This window comes from Vibrio sp. St2, assembly GCF_947311885.1.
Classification (GTDB): Bacteria; Pseudomonadota; Gammaproteobacteria; order Enterobacterales; family Vibrionaceae; genus Vibrio; species Vibrio coralliilyticus.
The window spans coordinates 641836-659564 of record NZ_CAMZNA010000002.1 but is presented as its reverse complement, the minus strand read 5'-3'; the positions used below and the strand labels follow the sequence as shown (position 1 = coordinate 659564).

Genomic DNA, 17729 nt, shown 5'->3' with positions numbered 1-17729 from the left:
TTAGAAAGGGCGGCTATTTATACAAAACCCCATACCACAATAGTACGGGGTTCTTGCTTCGTGCTTGCAGAGCCAGCTTGGCTCTCGTTGAGCCTAGGAGACTTTATCCAACTTTGGGGCTGGGGAATCTTCCTCCACTTGATCTGAGAAAATCTCTGCAACGGCACTTCGTTCCAACTCGCCTTGCAGATTACCTTCATCATCAACAACTGGTAGTGAGTAATCACAAGAGATGCTGTCCATCAGTACTTCTTCGATAGCAGCATCTGGAGAAATGGAAGGGACCTCTTCGTAAATCTCTTCGTTAAACTCTTCACTGGAAGTGTCTTTCGCTGCATCCAGTAGGCCTTCTTTGGTCACGACACCCTGATAGCCCTCTTCAGTCACATGATAGGCGTAATCTTGCTTGATGCCTTTCATTTGCTTGATGGCTTCTTGAATGTTGGTCGCTGAAATGCGGTAGGCTGGTGGCTGCATTACGGTTTCGACGGTCAGAGCGCGAGCTCGATTTACGTCTTTTACAAACGCTTCAACGTAGTCGTCGGCAGGATGCAGCAAGATCTCATCAGGTGTACCTTGCTGTACTAACAAGCCATCTTTCAGAATCGCGATGCGGTCGCCAAGTCGGAGTGCTTCGTCCAAATCGTGGGTGATAAATACGATGGTTTTATGCAGCTTCTCTTGCAACTCGATAAGTTGATCTTGCATCTCACTTCGGATTAAAGGATCGAGCGCAGAGAACGCTTCATCCATCAGGAGAATTTCCGCATCAGTACAAAGTGCTCTTGCCAAGCCAACACGCTGCTGCTGACCACCAGACAGTTGCGCTGGGTACTGATTCTCGTAGCCTTTTAGACCAACAGTATCCAGCCATTGTTCGGCTTTGGCGCGTCTTTGCGATTTTTCAATCCCTTGCACTTCAAGCCCGTAAGAGACGTTTTCCACCACTGTTCGGTGCGGTAGTAAACCGAATCGCTGGAAAACCATCGACATCTTATGGCGACGAAACTCTTCCAGCTCTTTTTGATTGAGCTTCATAACGTCTGTGCCTTCGACCAGAATCTGACCTTCGGTCGGATCAATCAAGCGGTTAAAGTGGCGGATAAGCGTCGATTTACCGGACCCAGAAAGGCCCATGATGACGAAGATTTCGCCTTTGTTGATTTGCAAGTTGATGTCTTTGAGGCCGACCGTGTGGCCTGTATCAGCGAGGACTTTATCTTTGCTCTCGCCCGCCTTTACCCGATCCATCACAGATTGTGGCTTTCGGCCAAATACCTTATACAAGCCACTGATTTCAATAAGAGGTTTAGTCATGCTTCATATCTCCTAGATGGGCTTGAGTACGTTTTGCGTAGGCCTGTGACGCGCGGTCAAATAGAATCGCCAACGCCACAATGGCAAAGCCGTTAAGTAGACCTAAAGTAAAGTATTGGTTGGTAATGGATTTAAGTACAGGTTGGCCTAAGCCTTTGACGCCAATCATGGATGCAATAACCACCATCGACAAAGACATCATTATGGTTTGGTTGATCCCTGCCATGATGGTTGGCATAGCAAGTGGTAATTGCACGCCCCATAGTCTTTGTTTGGCGCTGGCACCAAAGGCAGTTGCTGCTTCAAGCACTTCTTTATCAACCAGTCGAATACCGAGGTTAGTTAGGCGGATAACCGGAGGGATAGCATAAATGACAACGGCGATTAGCCCCGGAATTTTACCTATACCCAATAGCATTACGACAGGGATTAAGTATACGAAGGCGGGCATGGTCTGCATGATATCCAACATAGGCGTGACGGCGGACTGGATGCGATTCGAACGTGCCATTGCAATGCCTATCGGGATCCCTAAAGCTATTGAAAGCATGGTACAGACGGTGATGATGCTCAGGGTACGCATGGTGTCTTCCCACATACCGAAGTAGCCGATCAGTATCAAAGAGACAAAGCAACCCAGAGTGAGTTTCCATGAACGACTGGCTAAGAAAACGAGCCCAGTACAGACGGCCAGCACCAAGACCCAAGGAGTGGAGAGAAGGAGCTTTTCAAACCAGATTAAGAAAGAGAGCAGTGGGTCGAAGAGAGATTCAATGAACTCACCATGTTCACGGGAGAATTCGCGGTAGGCGCCATCAAGCGTTTTGCGGATAGCTCTAAGATCTGAGCGTTCCATTTCAGGAAAGCTGTTAAACCAGTTTTCTGCAGACATCATTTAATTCCTTTTAAAACCAAAGCCAGACAGGGCTGGCTTTGGAGTACTTCATACGTGTTCTAACGGTCTGTTAAAGCGCGCTTTTTACTTTATTTGCTACGTCCTGAGATACCCACTTGGTCCAGATTTGCGGATAATCTTCAAGGAAGTAGTACATGGTCTCTTCACCATCGGCTTGATTGTCTTCCATCCAAGCAAGCAGTTGGTTCATATCGGCGTTGGTGAAACCACGTTTGGTAAAGTATTGGTATGCATCCGGTGCGCGTGTCGCGAAAGCTTCGGTTGTGATGGTGTGCACTGGTGATGGTGGATACATAGTGGCTTTAGGCGCTTCACATTCTGCATTAGTTGTACAGTCGATAAATTCTTTTTCATCCACACCGCTACCGAAATCGACCTTAACCATGTCGTACTTACCCAGAACCGCAGTTGGAGCCCAGTAGTAGCCGAACCATGCCTCTTCACGCTCGTAAGCTTTTGCGATGGCACCTGAAAGACCAGCACTTGAACCCGGATCGACAATGACAAAGCCAGAGTTATCTAGCTTAAGTGCTTTAAACAAGTTGCCTGCGCTGATTTGACAGTTCCAGCCAGCCGGACAGCTGTAGAATGCGGATTTGTCAGGATCTTCAGGGTGTTCAAAGAGGTTAGCGTGCTTTTTGATGCCATCAATGGTTTTCATTTCAGGGTATTGTTTGACCAGATAAGATGGAACCCAGAAACCTTCCTCGCCCCCATCGACTAAGGAGCGACCTGCATAGCGTAATCGTTTTTCCTCGACACCTTTATCTAATGCGTCTTTCAGGCTGTTGCTCCACAGTTCAGGGGCAACATCAGGCTGACCTTTTTCTATCATGGATGTGCCTGTTGGCATGGTATCACCCGGTATCAGCTCTGCTTCACAATCGTAGCCATGTTCAAGAATAAAGCGATCAATATTGGCAATAAGACTGGCTGAATTCCAGTTCATGTCGGCGATCGTGACTTTGCCACATTCATTGGCTGAAGCCTGAGAAATAAAGGCTGCGTTGGCGGCAACTAATGCTAACGCTGCAGTTGTGTATTTCATTTCGAATTCCTTTCTGATGTATACAAGCACAGAGTAGTAAAAAAATGTTTAGAGTTCAAATGATTACTTTGTTAGTTATAAGAAGTGAGAGATTGGTTTTAGCGGCTGTGTTTCAGGTTTTATATTAAAAAGGGAGAATTCAAGCTGAATTCTCCCTTAGTGTACTAAATATAAGAGTACAAATGATTTCTAGGCTAGTCAGCCGACCATACGTTTCTGATGTCTGGCCAGCCCCAGTTGGTCAGTTCTACATCTTTGAGTACTCCGTGGAAACGCAGTGTCTGACGGTGGTGAAAAAGCGGTGTTAGCCAGTACTGATTGATCAGGGCGGAAGCGATGGGTTCCAGTGCATCCAAGTATTGATGTAGCGGTGTTTGCGATCTTAGTGTATTGAGTGATTGAGTGAGCCAGCGCTTTGAATCTTCACCGATGCAGCGTTGTAGAACCGGGTTGTGATACAGGCTGTTAAACGCGGAGGCGTGTCGATTATCGTCCAGATTGATGTTGGTGATGATCATCGATTCGTTAAGCTGCTGACTTTGAGCAAGTTCATTGAGTTCTCGATAAGAATAGGTATTAACCTCTACTTTTACGCCCAATTTCGCCAATATCGCTTTGACAGCAAAGGCACAGTTTCTCAACACCGTATAGTCGTAGACAGCAATATCAAGTTGCTGAGGCAGCGCCACGTTGGCCGCTTCTGGACGAATAATCGGATGCCACATTGGCAGCATGTTCTGCGCGATTTCGCAGCCAAACAGTGTCTGACTCGATTTGAGCTGTTCAAAAACACGAGACGAACTTAAATGTGAAGACAGGTAGCGTCGCTGAGCATCATTAAGAGTGGTGGAGGCAATCTGGTTGAACAGTATGAACATACAGCCATCTTCTATACGAGTCTGCTGAGTGTCATTGCGCACTTTCACGTCCACCGCATGAGAGAGGTAATAATTGCACTCGCTGCTTTCTTGAGCGCCGGGCTGGTTAGTTTGTATCTGCTTGTTGGCCAATTCACTCTCATCAAGCTTCCAGATAGTGACTTGATCGGTTAACGCGCGGCAGCCATAGTAACGCTCGAAGGCCTCTAGGCAAAGGCGAGTTTGTGAATGTTCACTTACCTGAAAGGGGCCAGAACCAATCACCGCGTAACTGTGGGCATTGTTGACTTGGCTGGTTGGCTGAATCGCATATTTTACGCCAGAGATAAGGCCGCCAAAACCTTGATCGGGTTCTGAAAGTTGGAACACAACCTTGTTCGCCATCGGAGAAGTAACGCTGACTAAATGAGAGAGTTCACTCTGGTAATTAGCAAGAGTGGAGAGTTTGGCAAACAGGCTTACAATACTGTCTGCGTCTATCGCTGCGCCGTTGTGAAATGTGAGGGCCGGCCTGAGATAAAACGTCCATTGATAGTGAGTCTCATCGTATTGCCAATGATGTGCGAGTTGAGGCTCTAAGTTGCCTTCGGAGTCACTGCTCACCAAACAGCAATAAATCTGGCGCAGTAAGTATCGCTCACTGGAACGCTGTAATTGATGAGGCACTAAGCGTTCAAAAGGACGCTTGTAGGTCAGCTGAATATGAAGCAACCCTTCTCTGAGTGAGGCTCCCGACGTGCTTTGTAGCAAGCGGCCAAATGCGGTTTCATCATCATCGAGAATGCTGAGGGCTTTCTCATACTTCCCTTCCAGAATACGCTTGGCAGCCAGTTGAGATTTCAGTTCATCCAGCGGATGGTTGAGCAGCAAACCAGAACGTTGGTTTCGTCCGACTTTAGGTGACCATTCCAACCACTCTAGTTGTTGCATTTGATTGAGTAAATTGCGCGCATGGCGAGGGCTGGTAAACAACATCTCAGCGACTTGGGGCAAGGCGGTTTTTATCTCCTCTCCAACGCCTAATGGTTCGAGGCGAGAGTAGTAACGCAATAAATTTAAATCCGACACAAGTACTCCAGATAGCAGAAAAATAAGCACTGCTTAGCCATTTGATTTCCCTATTTTACAAAATCTTGCCCAATAATGCTTTGTCTGAGCGCATGATTGATAAAAACAGGAAGGAAAAACTATAAATCTCTCGGTTTTTCTGTTCCGGTTTAAAGGGAATAATAAACGGGTCAACACAAACAAGCTGAGAGAAGAAAGATGGACTATAGCAAGCAGAGAAATCTGGTCTCGTACTACCATGAGAGGTTGGAAAAAACGGATTCTTGGTTGGAACGTTCAGCGATTCTGGCTTTGATACAACTTTGCCACTGGTAAGTGGCTAAAGACAGCAGCACTGGCAGGCAAACATGCTCCTAAAACCCCCACGAACATGATTGGCAGTGCTGCTCTTTTTACCACGAATTCAGGCCCGTGCCTGAGTCTGCTAGGTGTTACTTTTTGGCTAAGCCCTTGCTGTTTAGATAACCTTTGATGTGCGGGCGGGACTCGCCAGCGAGTTTGCCTGTGACTTGCTCAGACCAAGTACTTTGTTTTTGGTTGCTGCTACGGCCTGCGTAGTAGGTCTGCATTGTTTCATCGTACTCACGAATATCGTCTAGATTCAGAGGCTGATACTCGTTTTCATGCACAATGACGTGTGCAGGAAGGCGCGGTTTGATTTCAGGGTTTTGATCTGGATGACCTAAACACAGCCCAAACAATACCGCGCTGTTGGCTGGCAGATTCAGTAACTGGTCAACTTCCTCAGCACAGCTTCTCAAACCGCCAATGTAAACACCGCCCAACCCGAGCGATTCGGCTGCCACTAAGCAATTTTGCGCCATAATGCCGCAATCTACTGCCCCGATCAGTGTCAGCTCAGTAAATTCAGGTTTTACCTGCGGGTTAATCTCAAAATGTCTCTGATAATCAATACAAAACACAAGAAACTCTGCCGCGCTTTCTACGTAAGGCTGTTCGCCTGCTAGATGCGCTAACGCCTTACGCTTTTCTTTATCCGTGACGCGGATGATCGACACAACTTGCAACATGCTGGAAGACGAAGCTGCAAGGCCAGACTGAATAATGGTGTCTAGCTGAGATGAATCGATGGCCTGATCGGTAAATTTACGGATCGAACGGTGAGACAGGATAGTGTCTATCGTCGGTGTCATGGCTGAGTCCTTTGCTCTTGGTATAAATTGCTTGTGCAACATATCGAGTATGCGTGGAAATGTCGAGTCAGAGATCACTTAGTTGTCACTTTTCTGTTTCACAGTTATGGTCTCCTTCTATACTGAAATCGAAAATTTATAGAATAAGAAGGACTTATGAAAGAATTAGTCGTGCATGCTGTTACTGTGTTTATGGGTTTTTTCGCCATCATGAACCCGATTGCCAATATTCCCATTTTTCTTGGCTTGACCAGCGATGATGACCGACAGACGGTAAAATCGATTGCTTTTCGTTCGGTTTTCTTTGCTTTTGTGATTGTTTCAGTGTTCGCCATTTCTGGAAAATTGATTTTTGACTTGTTTGGCATCACGTTATACGCGCTGCGCATCACGGGGGGAATCTTGGTGTTCCTGATCGGTTTTCATATGCTGCAAGGCAATTCCACTCATCATAAAACCAAGGAAAAAGCCTATTCTCCAGAGCAGCAACAAGCGGCTTTGAGTGTTGCGGTTTCTCCGCTTGCGATGCCTATTCTTGCTGGCCCCGGCACGATCGCCACAGCAATGAACTTCGCCACGACAGGTGGCTTTGACCAGACGATCATTACTATCGTCGCGTTTGGGGTATTGTGTGCCATCACTTACGTTCTTTTTTTGTTTGGTAACAAGCTGGTGAAAGCCGTTGGTCCAAGTGCGCTGAACGTGGTGACTAAAATGATGGGTTTGATTTTGGCGGTGATTGGTACTCAGATGCTGATAGAAGGTTTGGCGGAAGCTTATAAAACTGTCTTTGTTTAAGCACTTTTGAATTGATAAACGTAGGCCATCCTGATGGATGGCCTTTTTTAATGCGGTTCAATTCGTGATTAGATACCCGAAGGCGTCAATATACGCACTGAGACTGAGTCTTGGTCGATATGTTCAAATACCCGTGGGCGAATTTCGCTGATCCACCACTCGTTGTACGTTTCCGCGTAAATTTTCTCGCGTGATGCTTCATCGTCAAATTCGCGTAACCAGATAAAGTAATCTTCTCCGTCTTCACCCTTGTGAATATAGGTATTGAGTACTTTCATGCCTTTAGAGATCTGATAAGGAAGAATTTCCTCGTGCATCCAGTCTAGCCATTGTTGAGTCATGCCGGGTTTGAGCTTGTATTCACGAAGTTCAATGAGTTTCAAAGTGTCATCCACTGGTAGATAAAGTGATGTTTCTTGTTGTAATCCGATTTAATAACAAACGCAATATTTTACGTCAGACGAAACAAAGTTTTGACATCACGCCAGTAATCGAGCTTTGGCGAGCGACTGAGCAAGGACGATCGATGAGCATCAAGCCATTGTTCTAGAAGGCGCTTAGCGTACATTGCGCCGACAATATTGGCTGTGCTAATCGCTATCCAGATAAACTCGCTGCCAAATTGCGCGCCGAGCAACGCAAGCGGTATGGTGAGCACGAGCGATTTAACCAGAGTCAGTTTGAGCGACATCTTCGCTTGCTGAACACCATTAAGAAATGCGCTGGTGATGAGCACCAACCCGTAGGCTGGGAATGACACACCCACCAGAATAAAGTACCAACGGCCATGCTCGATAATGTCGTTATTGGTTGAGAAAATAGCCATAATGGAGTCGATTGAGAAGGCAACAATGGCAAACACCATCACTCCCCAATAGACGGTCATTCTTCCTGAGTAAGCGATCACCTTATCCAATCTTTGCTTCTCTTGAGCGCCGTAATTCTGGGCGACAAATGGCGTTAGGATCACGCTTAATGAGAGTATGCCCGTTAACAACAAAGACTCGATGCGAGTTGCAATACCGTAGGCAGCAATGGCGCTATCGCCATATTGCGCGACCAGACTGGTGATCACGGCGATGGCGACAGGGTTTAAAATCTGTGCGGCGATTGCTGGGGAAGAGATGGTAAGCACTTCTTTAACTTGTGTGCTGACGTAAAAAATTGAGCGCAGGGAGAGCAGGGCGTTTTTGTAGAGCAAACCGAGCATGAGAAGCAGGATCACCAGCCAGGAAATCAAGGTCGCGATCGCGGCGCCCATTAAGCCGAGCTCAGGAAAAGGCCCTTTGCCGAAAATAAGTAGATAGTCGAATATGACATTGGTAATACCGCCAAGCGCCATCACTAAGGTGGTTTGAACCATGATCCCTTTTGCCATCAAAGCCGAGTTGGCAATCAGTCCACCGACCAGAACGAACATACCGAGGTAGAGTGGGCCCATGTATTGGGCAACAAGGCCAATGGTCGATGAGTTTGCACCAAGCAGTGCAAAGGTAGTAGGTAACGCGGAATATCCAACTAAGCCCAGCACAAGGGTGGCACCACTAAACAGCAGTACAGACAAGCTGGTCAGGGATTGCGCTTTACGCTGATTATTTTCCCCTAATGCTTTTCCAACTGTTGCTGAAACGCCAGAGGCAATACCCATAAACAGACTGACGATCAGAATATAGACGGGATAGGCAAAGCTCATTGCAGCCAGAGGTTGAGTGCCAAGCTGGCCGACAAAGTAGCTGTCGACCAGTTGAAAGAGAAAGGTCATCAGCATGCCGAAGGCAGCAGGTGCTGCCATCGAAAGTAATGCTGTTTTGACGGGCTTAGTGAGAAGTGGATGAGACATGGCGAAGTTCGATCAGATTGACTAAAGCGTTTCTACGATATCAAGCAGTTTCTGATTGAACTCTTGATTGCTCACTGCGCCTTTTTCTAAATCGAAATTGTCGTAAAAGCTTGGTAATGACAGAGCGCCTTTCACTTCGGCAGCAAAATAGGGTGCTGAACCTTGAGCTGCGCCTAGTACACTGCTTGCACCACCTGGGCCAGGTGACGTGGCTAGCATGATGACAGGTTTATTTTGGAACACTTTCATGTCAATGCGTGACGTCCAGTCAAACAGGTTTTTATACGCTGCAGTGTATGAGCCGTTATGTTCAGCAAAAGAAATCACCACTACATCCGCTTCACCGATGGCTTTGAAAAATTGCTGTGCCTGTTGTGGGGAGCCGAGCTCTTTTTCTCTGTCTTCACTGAAGAGAGGCATTTCGAAATCGTTTATATCAAGTAGTGAAATGTCTGCGTCTTTTATCTGCTTCGCTGCGTAGAAAGCGAGTTGCTGGTTAATTGAGTTTTTGCTGTTACTTGCGCCAAATGCCAATACTTTCATCATCATTTCCTCATTCATCTTTGCGTTGAGTTAACTATAAGTTGATTCCTGTTGTTGATTAATAGGGTAAATGTGTAATGATTGTTTCCATATGGCTTTTAATTGGGTTGGAAAATGAAAACAAACCTGCTAGACGGCATGGTGATCTTTGTACACGTTGTGGACACTGGCAGCTTTACCAATGCGGCACAGGCCACAGGCCATTCGACCTCTTACATCAGTAAAGAAATCTCTAAGTTAGAAGAACGCCTTGGGGTTCGGCTGATGCATCGCACCACTCGTACTTTGAGCCTGACTCCTGAAGGCGAGTTGTATTATGAAAGTTGTAAGCAACTGGTTGAAAGTGCAGGAGAAGTTGAGAACGCTCTTGGTGGCAAACAAAGTGAACCTCAAGGACACCTCAGAATTAGCTGTCCGGTCAGTTTTGGCATAGTAGAACTCAGCCCTATGTTGGCTAAGTTTATGGCTCAGTACCCGAAAGTAACGTTTGAAGTGGATTTAAGTGATCGCAAAGTTGATCTTGTGGCTGAAGGTGTTGATGTGGCAGTGCGCGCGGTGCATAAAGCCGCAGATTCAAGCTTGATCAGCCGCCGAATAAAAACCGCGAGGTCCGTGACGGTTGCCGCTCCAAGTTATCTGAGAAAATATGGCACGCCCAAACACCCTTCCGAGCTCAGTCAACATAAAGCCATTACCTACAGCTACCAAAAGAACCCGAATGTTTGGGAATACAGCGACTCTGACGGTGAATCCATTAAAGTGGACGTAGTGAGCGTTTTCTCGGCTAACAGTCCTGAAATGGAGATGGGAATGTGTGTGGAAGGGATTGGGATAACGCGTCTTCCTGAAGAGCACACCAGAGAAGCTATCGCTACAGGTCGGCTGGTGGAATTATTTAGCGATCTTCCCACACAAAAAATCGATCTCTGCCTCGTATACCCGAGCCGAAAACACATGTCCGCTAAGGTTCGAACTTTCATCGACTTTATGGCTGAGAATCTCGCTGCAAAGTGTACTCACAAAATAAAGGGAGGCTAGGCCTCCCTATGGTTACAACGCTTTGTATAGTTGCACTCTGTCACCACGGTTTGTGCCGTTTATGTAGACTCCAGTAATCTGGCTAGCCTGTGTCGCTGTTGAAGGGCTCCAATTTAACGTGACATCATTAAACGCCTGCGCTGAACTTGCCGATGTTCCTGTTTGAGTCAGCACATAACCTAAGCTGGTTGAGTTCCAGTGAGAGGTCGAGGTTTTTTCCCAACTCTCAAGCAGCTCCTTGGTTACTAATTGAGAAGCAACTTTTAGCTTAGGCCCTGAGATGTTGGCGAACTGGAAGTAATCTACTCCATTTTTGTTAATAGCTATCGCTTTGTCGTTTTGGACAAACAGATTTGTTGTCTGGCTCGCGTCAAAGCTGATTTGCTTAGCGATTTCTCGCTTAACATTGTCGAGCAAGTAGACGCTGGTGGCAGTGATGGCAACGGTGAACGCGCCATTGGGCGATGAGTCCATCAGCTTGACCTGACCGTCTAGATTAACAGAGCCAAGTTGCTGAGTATTAGGCGCTTTATCTGTCCAAATGATTTTGTTTTCCGATGCCAGTGCCATCACTATTTGACCGCCAGAAGCGAAGCTGGCATTTAAGACGTCGGTGATATTCAAGGCTAACCGTTCGGTTAGAGTCTTAGTTTCAACTAACTTAGGTGCAGATTGACGATTATCCGAGATAATCAGAATTTCATTATCATCTTTGGAGAAGACAATGGTTTTCTCATCAGAATCCAACGTGTAAGTAATGGACTCCATACTGAGCGTAGTGGCGTCTAAGCGGCGTAGCTGATCCCCGTTTGCATTTAATCCGTCATCCAACTTAGCAATCATCGTACCTTGCTGATAGAGAGGGTGCATCCACTCAAAGTTATCGTTGTAGCAGGAAGACGCAGACAGCGGAACGGTCGGTGGAGCAGGTGGTGGAGTAACAGGAAGCTCGCTTCCTGATGCACCTCCGTACGCATCGATTTGCAATTTCCGCGTTGTTGCTCTGACGGCGACGTTGGTATTCGGGTTGCCTGTTTTGTCCTGCAGGCTGGTCAGGAATATGCCGTTACCCCCTGTCGTATTACAGACGAAGCTCTGGTTTCGAACGCCATTAGGTTCGTACAATTTGTATGACTGAACACTATTGAGCGCGGGAACGACTTCCTTGAGTGTGTTGGAGGTATCCTGTTGATATCCAGGAAGTTTGTTAGCATTTCCGCCATAATGATCATCATCGTCATGCTCATCTTCATCGTCGTCATCATAGGAAGCGATACTACGAGAACTAAATGATGAACTCGAAGCGCCGATTGCAACCGATTGTTTTGTCGCCGTGTCCAGCTCTCGAACATTATCTCGCGCGTCAACGTAGATTATTCTGCTGTTGGCTGGATTAAGGGCGATCGATTTCATAGCGGCCAAGCCAGCATCGCTTTGTGACCCATGAATTAACAGTGAACCATCAAAACTGACGTGGCGTGATGTTTGAGTCGCCAAGTTTATTGAGGAAAGATCAAGCGTCTTGTGTTCAATCATAGCATCAAGAGCTTGGGCAATGTTCACCATTGGCGAACTGCTTGAGCCCTGGGTCTGAGCTTGTTTCAGCGATGCCATCAGAAGATTTGTCGCTTGCTGAGGGCCATGGCTGACGTCCACCGATGTGAAGTCGACGCCTACGTGTTGACCTAGCACGGACTGAAGGTAAACCTTTGATTTTTCTACACTGCCACTCGTTGATGGGTTGTATAACATCTCACTGTGGAGCAGAGTCGTGAAGGGAGAAATGATACTCAATTCAGCGGGAGAGGTAAGTATTGCCCCATTGGCATCGATCATTCTCGAATAGCCGCTCGTAACCGCCACTTGTTTCTCATAATTACTACAGCTGCCATCAAGGTCAGTATCCGCACAGGATGCCATACTTTGGTAGCTGTATGTGCTGGCTGTTGCCGCCGATGATGAACTTCCAGATTCTCCGCCACCACCGCATGCGGATAGAGCTATAGCACTAGATACAGCAAGGGCTACACTGCATATTGTTGTATTCTTAAGCATGTTAAACCAATAATCTTGTTAATTAATATCAGACCTAGCATTTATCTCTATTATTTAATCACCATGTGAAATAAAAGATCAAATGATATTGATAATAAATATCATTTAAATTAATATCGCCGCCGGAATTTTGATTAGACCTACAAATTTAAGGAGTATCCAGCGGTGAAAATGCTGACCAAAAAGCTCAGTGTCGGGGCTATTTCCGTTGCACTTTTCGGTTGTGGCGGAGGAAATGAATCTGACCCAAAACTGACTTCAAATGAGACGCCTGCAACAGGCAACTCTGGCTCAGTATTATCTGGTGTGGTACTCGATGGTTATCTTTACAAAGCGAATGTTTGTCTGGATAAAAACAACAATGCGGTCTGTGATAGTGGAGATGGTACAACGGTTCAGACGGACAAGTCGGGTCAGTACACATTGCCTTTTGAAGGCAACGTCGAAAATTACAAGTTGCTGGTAGAAGCCATTGCCAATGTGACGGTTGACATGGACAACCCAAATCAAGCTGTCACTCAGGGCTTCACTCTGGAAACGCCATCATCACAACCGAGCATCATCAGCCCTATGACGTCGATGGTTGCCAGCCTAGCAACAAGTTCTGGGGCAACGTTTGATGAAGCTGCAGAAAGCCTTGCTAGCGAGCTAAGTGTTTCCGCCGATGTGCTTAAGTCTGACTATGCGGCAGATACTTCTCAGGAAAGTCGAGAGATACACATGCTGGCGCGAGGGATTACCCGAGTCTTGCAGTCTGCTCAGGAAAGCTCCGTCAATGACGGTGTCAGTCAGGAAGTGGCGAGAAAAGGCTCGATTCAAAGATTGGCGAATTTAGACGCCGCGCAACTAAAGCTTCGTACCGATCAGTTATCTCATGGCGCGAGCAATACGGAAGAAGCGTTAGCTCAGATCGGTTCTGATTACTATGAGCATCTTAAAATTAAGCCAGAAGACTTAGATGGTGACAATATTCTGACCAGACCGAGAGCGCCCCGTGGTGGAGTCGTCAATGACGCGGCTGACACTTTTGATTGGCAATTTGTTCCGGGTTTCACAGAGGTTAACGCTTACGAATTCTCGTTAGATAGAGGTCAAAGCTGGCAACCGGCAACGTCAAAGCCCATTAATGTCGGTGCTCCGGCAAGAAGTGTTGGTGATGTTCAGGTGCGTATCATGGCAAAGCCAGCGAGATCTTTGGCATCAGGCATGGCACTTCTATCGACTAAAGCGTTCACGGCGACGCTTGTACCTGCAGCTCCGACATCTTTGACACTCAACGATGCTGATAATAACTTTGACTGGCAACACTCGGCAGACTTTCAGCTCGTCGCTCACTATGAATACACTCTGGATGGTGGAAAAAATTGGCACGATGTAGTGAGCAAACCACAAAACATCGCTGATATTGCGATTCCAGTCGGAGACTTAAAACTCAGAGTTAAAGCCGACCAAAATTCAGGCCGTCCTGCTGGATTGGTGGTGAAATCAGAGACCGCGATGACGGTCACTCCTGATGCGCCCGTCGCTCCGGTTTTAGTCTCTGCGAATGATGATTCAGATATCTTGGCTTGGGAAAACGTGTCTGGTTTCGGTAACGCCGCTGATTATGAAATCAATCTCGGCAGCGGATGGCAAGATGCGTCAGCGAACCCTTACCAAATTGGCAATGTAAACATTCCAGCCAACACCATTCAACTGAGAGTGAAAGCGAACCCGATTGATGGCCGCCCGGCTGGTAAAAGTCTGGTGGTGAGCAGCGCGTTCAACAAAGTGTTGAACAAGCCTGTTGCACCGACGCTTCCAGTCATCAACGATGCTGACAACCTTCTGAACTGGACGAACGTTGACGGTTATCCGAACGCGGAGCAATACGAATACTCACTTGATAGTGGAATCAGCTATCGCCCTGTAACATCAAAGCCCCAGGCTATTCCTGATGAAGTATTCAAAGTGGGACAAGTCTGTGTACGTATCAAAGCATCAGACGATGATGCTGTCGGTGAAAACTTGTGTTCAGACAAGGCATTCACTGTCACTCCGAGCACGCCAAGTGCGCCGATGAATGGACTGGTTAATGATGCGTTAAATACCTTCAATTGGGATTGGGTCGATGGTTTTAATTCGGATAGTGATTATGAATATCGCGTCGACGGTGCCGGTTGGGTAACAGTTCAGAGCAAACCTCTTCAACTTGAAGACAAAGTTTATGCCGTTGGTAGTTTAGAGGTCCGTGTTAAGTACGATCCCGTCACAGGACGCCTTGCTAGTCCAGCTTTGTTTAACACTAAGGCTCTGACAAAGCAACCAGAAGCGCCAGCAGCGCCAACAGGTGTGGTGGTGGATGACACCGCTGATACCTTGGACTGGACCTTTGTCACTGGCTTTACCTCATTGTCCGACTATGAGTGGTCAATGAATCAGGGAACTGATTGGGCTCCAGTGCTAGAAAAACCTGTGGTAGTGGGCGATGTCGCCAAAAGTATCGATCAGGTTCAGGTACGCGTTCGTGCTAATGGTGAAAACGGTATGCCAGCGGGCGCGCAAGCCAGTAATGACACTGCCTTTACAGAGCTGCCAAAATTGCCAGCGCCTACAAATGGGGTTGTTTTGGAGTATAAAGGGCAACACTCCAACTCAATTGATTGGGCGTATATTTCGACGTCTGTGGGTGGAAACAAAGTGGATTTTGATAAGCCAGAATACTATGAGTTTACTACCGATCAGGGCTTAATTTGGCAGACTGTGACAAGCAAGCCTCAGTTTGTAGGGCCTCAAGCGTACGTCAAAGAAAACGTAGGGTTGAGGCTAAAGCCCAACGCGATATCTGGGTTAAAGACCGTTGCAAGTGAAATTTTATGGTCCACAGAGATGTCAGGGGATTTTGCAGCGCTTCAATTTGTACCAATGATCAGCTATTCGCAAGCAACGAGTTTTGCTTCAAACAGCGGTTGGAAAACATCCCAACAGAATTGTATCGCTGAGTATGATAGTGAAGGGAAAGGTTCTCCGATGTTTTGGGCGTCGAAGTTCTATGTATCAAATGCAGTCGACGTTTTATCGAAAGTCGAAGAACAAAATGATTGTGAAATTGTAGCATGGAAACTTCCCGATTTAGGGGAAGCGCTTACCCTGTCATCTAGAAGTGAAGATACTCTCCCAGAGTATGCTAGAAATGAGTTGATCTCAGATGGGCTAGGCAAAATATGGTCGAACAAGCAAGGTGCAGTTGTTACCGTTTCCAACGGAATTGAAGTTGATGCCTCGGGATATTGGAACTACGTAATTTCGAAGTGGAAGCCACAACCAAACGATCAATTACTAGCGACAATTGAGGCTGAGGTTACGGTGATAGAAGGCCTTATTAGTAACCAAGTGGATGAGATTAACAAAACGAATTTGTTTTTCATTGATTGGCTAAAAAGTAGTGAACAAGAGATAAAAAGTCACGCTGTACTTGGTGACGAAGCTTTAGCTGAACAAGTACGACTGACAAATGTGTTGTCAGTTTATCAAGCTGATCAGGCTAAGATCGAAGAGAGCTTAGCGTTACTAACTCAACATGTTTACTTTTCGAACTCCAAAGCGGATTCAACAAACCGCAAGATTGTTGAAAGGTTCGCAGCCTATCACACGAAGCACAAAGTGTTATCAGCGAATAATAAGGTGTTACTTGCCACAATTAACATTGCAAAAAGTGCTGTCAGTTTAAATACATTAAAGGCCAATTCTTCTTTGCTGACAACGAGTAAGGATAATCTGGATTCGGTTACCCTAGGTATTGAGATTCATCAAGCAACATTAGATTTCTATGAAAAGCTCTCTGCTTTTGAAGTCGCAATTCAAGCGAATAATTCAGCCCTTAATGTACTAGAGCAAAGTGTTTTAGGCCTAACCGGTGAGTATGACTCAGTAAATAAGATTCTGAGTGCGCTTAAAGCTGAGATTAGTTCAATTGAATCTAAACATGATGTCGATTCGCTATATCAAGATGCTAAGGGTGGTCTTAACCGTGCTCATGATTCTGGCTACCGAGTAGATGTGGCTGATGCAATGATTGATGGACGCTTTGCAAAGATTGATATCTTAGGCCGTTATTTACCTGCAGAAGCAAACTCACTAAAAGTTTGGAGGTGCGTTGAAGATGTGTCTTCTGGACATAAAAAAAGGGTTTGGATGCTTCTGACTGATGGTTTACCTAATGGATCTGATGACACCTATTATTTCCCTGATGGCACTGGTGTTGCTAGCGTGATGGGAGTTAATGGGACGTTAGCGCGAGCCAATAGCGAAAACGTTTGTGGTCATAGTGATTGGTCTGTGCCTCACATTACTCAATTGAAGAGCTTAGCCACGCACAAGCGCGATGGAATAAAAGGTGATGGATATACAATTAACACCGAAGTGTTCCCTAATCACAAGGCTATGCTACCGGAATATGACCGCACCAATTATTACGGTGGTATCCAATTTTCTTATTGGACAAATTGGGCATATAGTTCAGCTTACCAGTACGGATTCTCATATTCTAATCACCACTATAGTTCCGCATCCAAGATGCTCTCTGCAAACGCTGAAAACGGTGAACGTAGCGTAACGTTAGTTCGGTTAGTTCGTGAAAACGCCGTCTCATGGCAATTCTTATCTGCAGAAGGTTTGTCTATCTCTGAAAGAAATAACGCGAGATGTGCTAAAAACGTGGCAACTGGCGAAGTTTGGCAACTATTCCAAGATACTGATGCAAGTAATCGCTATAAGCTCTTGGCTTCCGCTGAAGAAGAACTAAGAACACTTAATTCCCAATCTTTTTGCGGAGAATCGAATTGGCGACTACCAAATGCGTATGAGCTATTGAGTTTGAATCCAATCGACCAAACTGTGTTTGCCAACGTTTTCCCTAATGATACCAGTGGCTACAAAAAGGAAGAATACGTCACTAACGGCATGCAAGGTAACGTTCTTGAATCTGTAGATTTGTTGCAAAGCAAAATTATCAATACTCAGATATATGGTTCGGGTGGGCATCATTACCTATACCGATTTATCTCAAAATAATAATAACTTTCAGCCCTTTTAT

At 46.2% G+C, this 17729-nt stretch carries 12 protein-coding genes; 3 read left to right on the top strand and 9 right to left on the bottom strand.

Features of this window, described 5'->3' with window-relative positions:
- Positions 1-93: 93 nt before the first annotated feature.
- The 5 genes from QMA41_RS09435 to nfsA all read right to left on the bottom strand — a co-directional run bounded on the left by QMA41_RS09435 (position 94) and on the right by nfsA (position 6381).
- Positions 94-1317 (bottom strand): glycine betaine/L-proline ABC transporter ATP-binding protein, encoded by a 1224-nt coding sequence (locus QMA41_RS09435; protein WP_281629476.1) that lies wholly within the window; start codon positions 1315-1317, stop codon positions 94-96.
- Positions 1310-2209 (bottom strand): proline/glycine betaine ABC transporter permease, encoded by a 900-nt coding sequence (locus QMA41_RS09430; RefSeq protein ID WP_019276357.1) that lies wholly within the window; start codon positions 2207-2209, stop codon positions 1310-1312. Before QMA41_RS09430 ends, QMA41_RS09435 begins: the two co-directional genes overlap by 8 nt.
- Positions 2210-2282: 73 nt before the next feature.
- Positions 2283-3281, bottom strand: a complete 999-nt coding sequence (locus QMA41_RS09425; protein WP_019276358.1) for an ABC transporter substrate-binding protein — start codon at positions 3279-3281, stop codon at positions 2283-2285.
- 194 nt (positions 3282-3475) lie between these two features.
- Complete coding sequence (locus tag QMA41_RS09420) at positions 3476-5227, bottom strand: SgrR family transcriptional regulator (RefSeq protein ID WP_040121995.1); 1752 nt, start codon at positions 5225-5227, stop codon at positions 3476-3478.
- A gap of 431 nt (positions 5228-5658) precedes the next feature.
- Positions 5659-6381 carry an oxygen-insensitive NADPH nitroreductase gene (gene nfsA, locus QMA41_RS09415; protein WP_281629475.1) on the bottom strand — a complete coding sequence of 241 codons (723 nt, stop codon included), beginning with the start codon at positions 6379-6381 and terminating at the stop codon, positions 5659-5661.
- 156 nt (positions 6382-6537) lie between these two features.
- Between nfsA and QMA41_RS09410 the strand changes: the two genes are divergently transcribed.
- Positions 6538-7179: a MarC family protein gene (locus QMA41_RS09410; RefSeq protein ID WP_038160229.1), complete on the top strand. Its 642-nt coding sequence runs from the start codon at positions 6538-6540 to the stop codon at positions 7177-7179.
- 68 nt (positions 7180-7247) lie between these two features.
- On the opposite strand, the gene QMA41_RS09405 is transcribed toward QMA41_RS09410, so the two are convergent.
- The 3 genes from QMA41_RS09405 to QMA41_RS09395 all read right to left on the bottom strand — a co-directional run bounded on the left by QMA41_RS09405 (position 7248) and on the right by QMA41_RS09395 (position 9562).
- A complete protein-coding gene (locus QMA41_RS09405) occupies positions 7248-7562 on the bottom strand; it encodes an NIPSNAP family protein (RefSeq protein WP_040122381.1) in 315 nt (104 codons plus the stop codon).
- 68 nt (positions 7563-7630) lie between these two features.
- Positions 7631-9019 (bottom strand): MATE family efflux transporter, encoded by a 1389-nt coding sequence (locus tag QMA41_RS09400; protein WP_281629474.1) that lies wholly within the window; start codon positions 9017-9019, stop codon positions 7631-7633.
- A 21-nt stretch (positions 9020-9040) separates the two neighbouring features.
- Positions 9041-9562, bottom strand: coding sequence for an NAD(P)H-dependent oxidoreductase (locus QMA41_RS09395; RefSeq protein ID WP_281629734.1), 522 nt, complete (start codon positions 9560-9562; stop codon positions 9041-9043).
- A 114-nt stretch (positions 9563-9676) separates the two neighbouring features.
- Between QMA41_RS09395 and QMA41_RS09390 the strand changes: the two genes are divergently transcribed.
- Positions 9677-10600 carry a LysR family transcriptional regulator gene (locus QMA41_RS09390; protein ID WP_045986491.1) on the top strand — a complete coding sequence of 308 codons (924 nt, stop codon included), beginning with the start codon at positions 9677-9679 and terminating at the stop codon, positions 10598-10600.
- A gap of 12 nt (positions 10601-10612) precedes the next feature.
- Here the strand turns inward: QMA41_RS09390 and QMA41_RS09385 are convergent, their stop codons facing one another.
- A complete protein-coding gene (locus QMA41_RS09385) occupies positions 10613-12655 on the bottom strand; it encodes a hypothetical protein (protein ID WP_281629473.1) in 2043 nt (680 codons plus the stop codon).
- Between the two features lie 171 nt (positions 12656-12826).
- On the opposite strand from QMA41_RS09385, the gene QMA41_RS09380 reads away from it, so the two are divergent.
- Entirely contained in the window at positions 12827-17707 is a 4881-nt protein-coding gene (locus QMA41_RS09380) for a DUF1566 domain-containing protein (RefSeq protein ID WP_281629733.1), read from the top strand.
- The last annotated feature ends 22 nt before the right edge of the window (positions 17708-17729 follow it).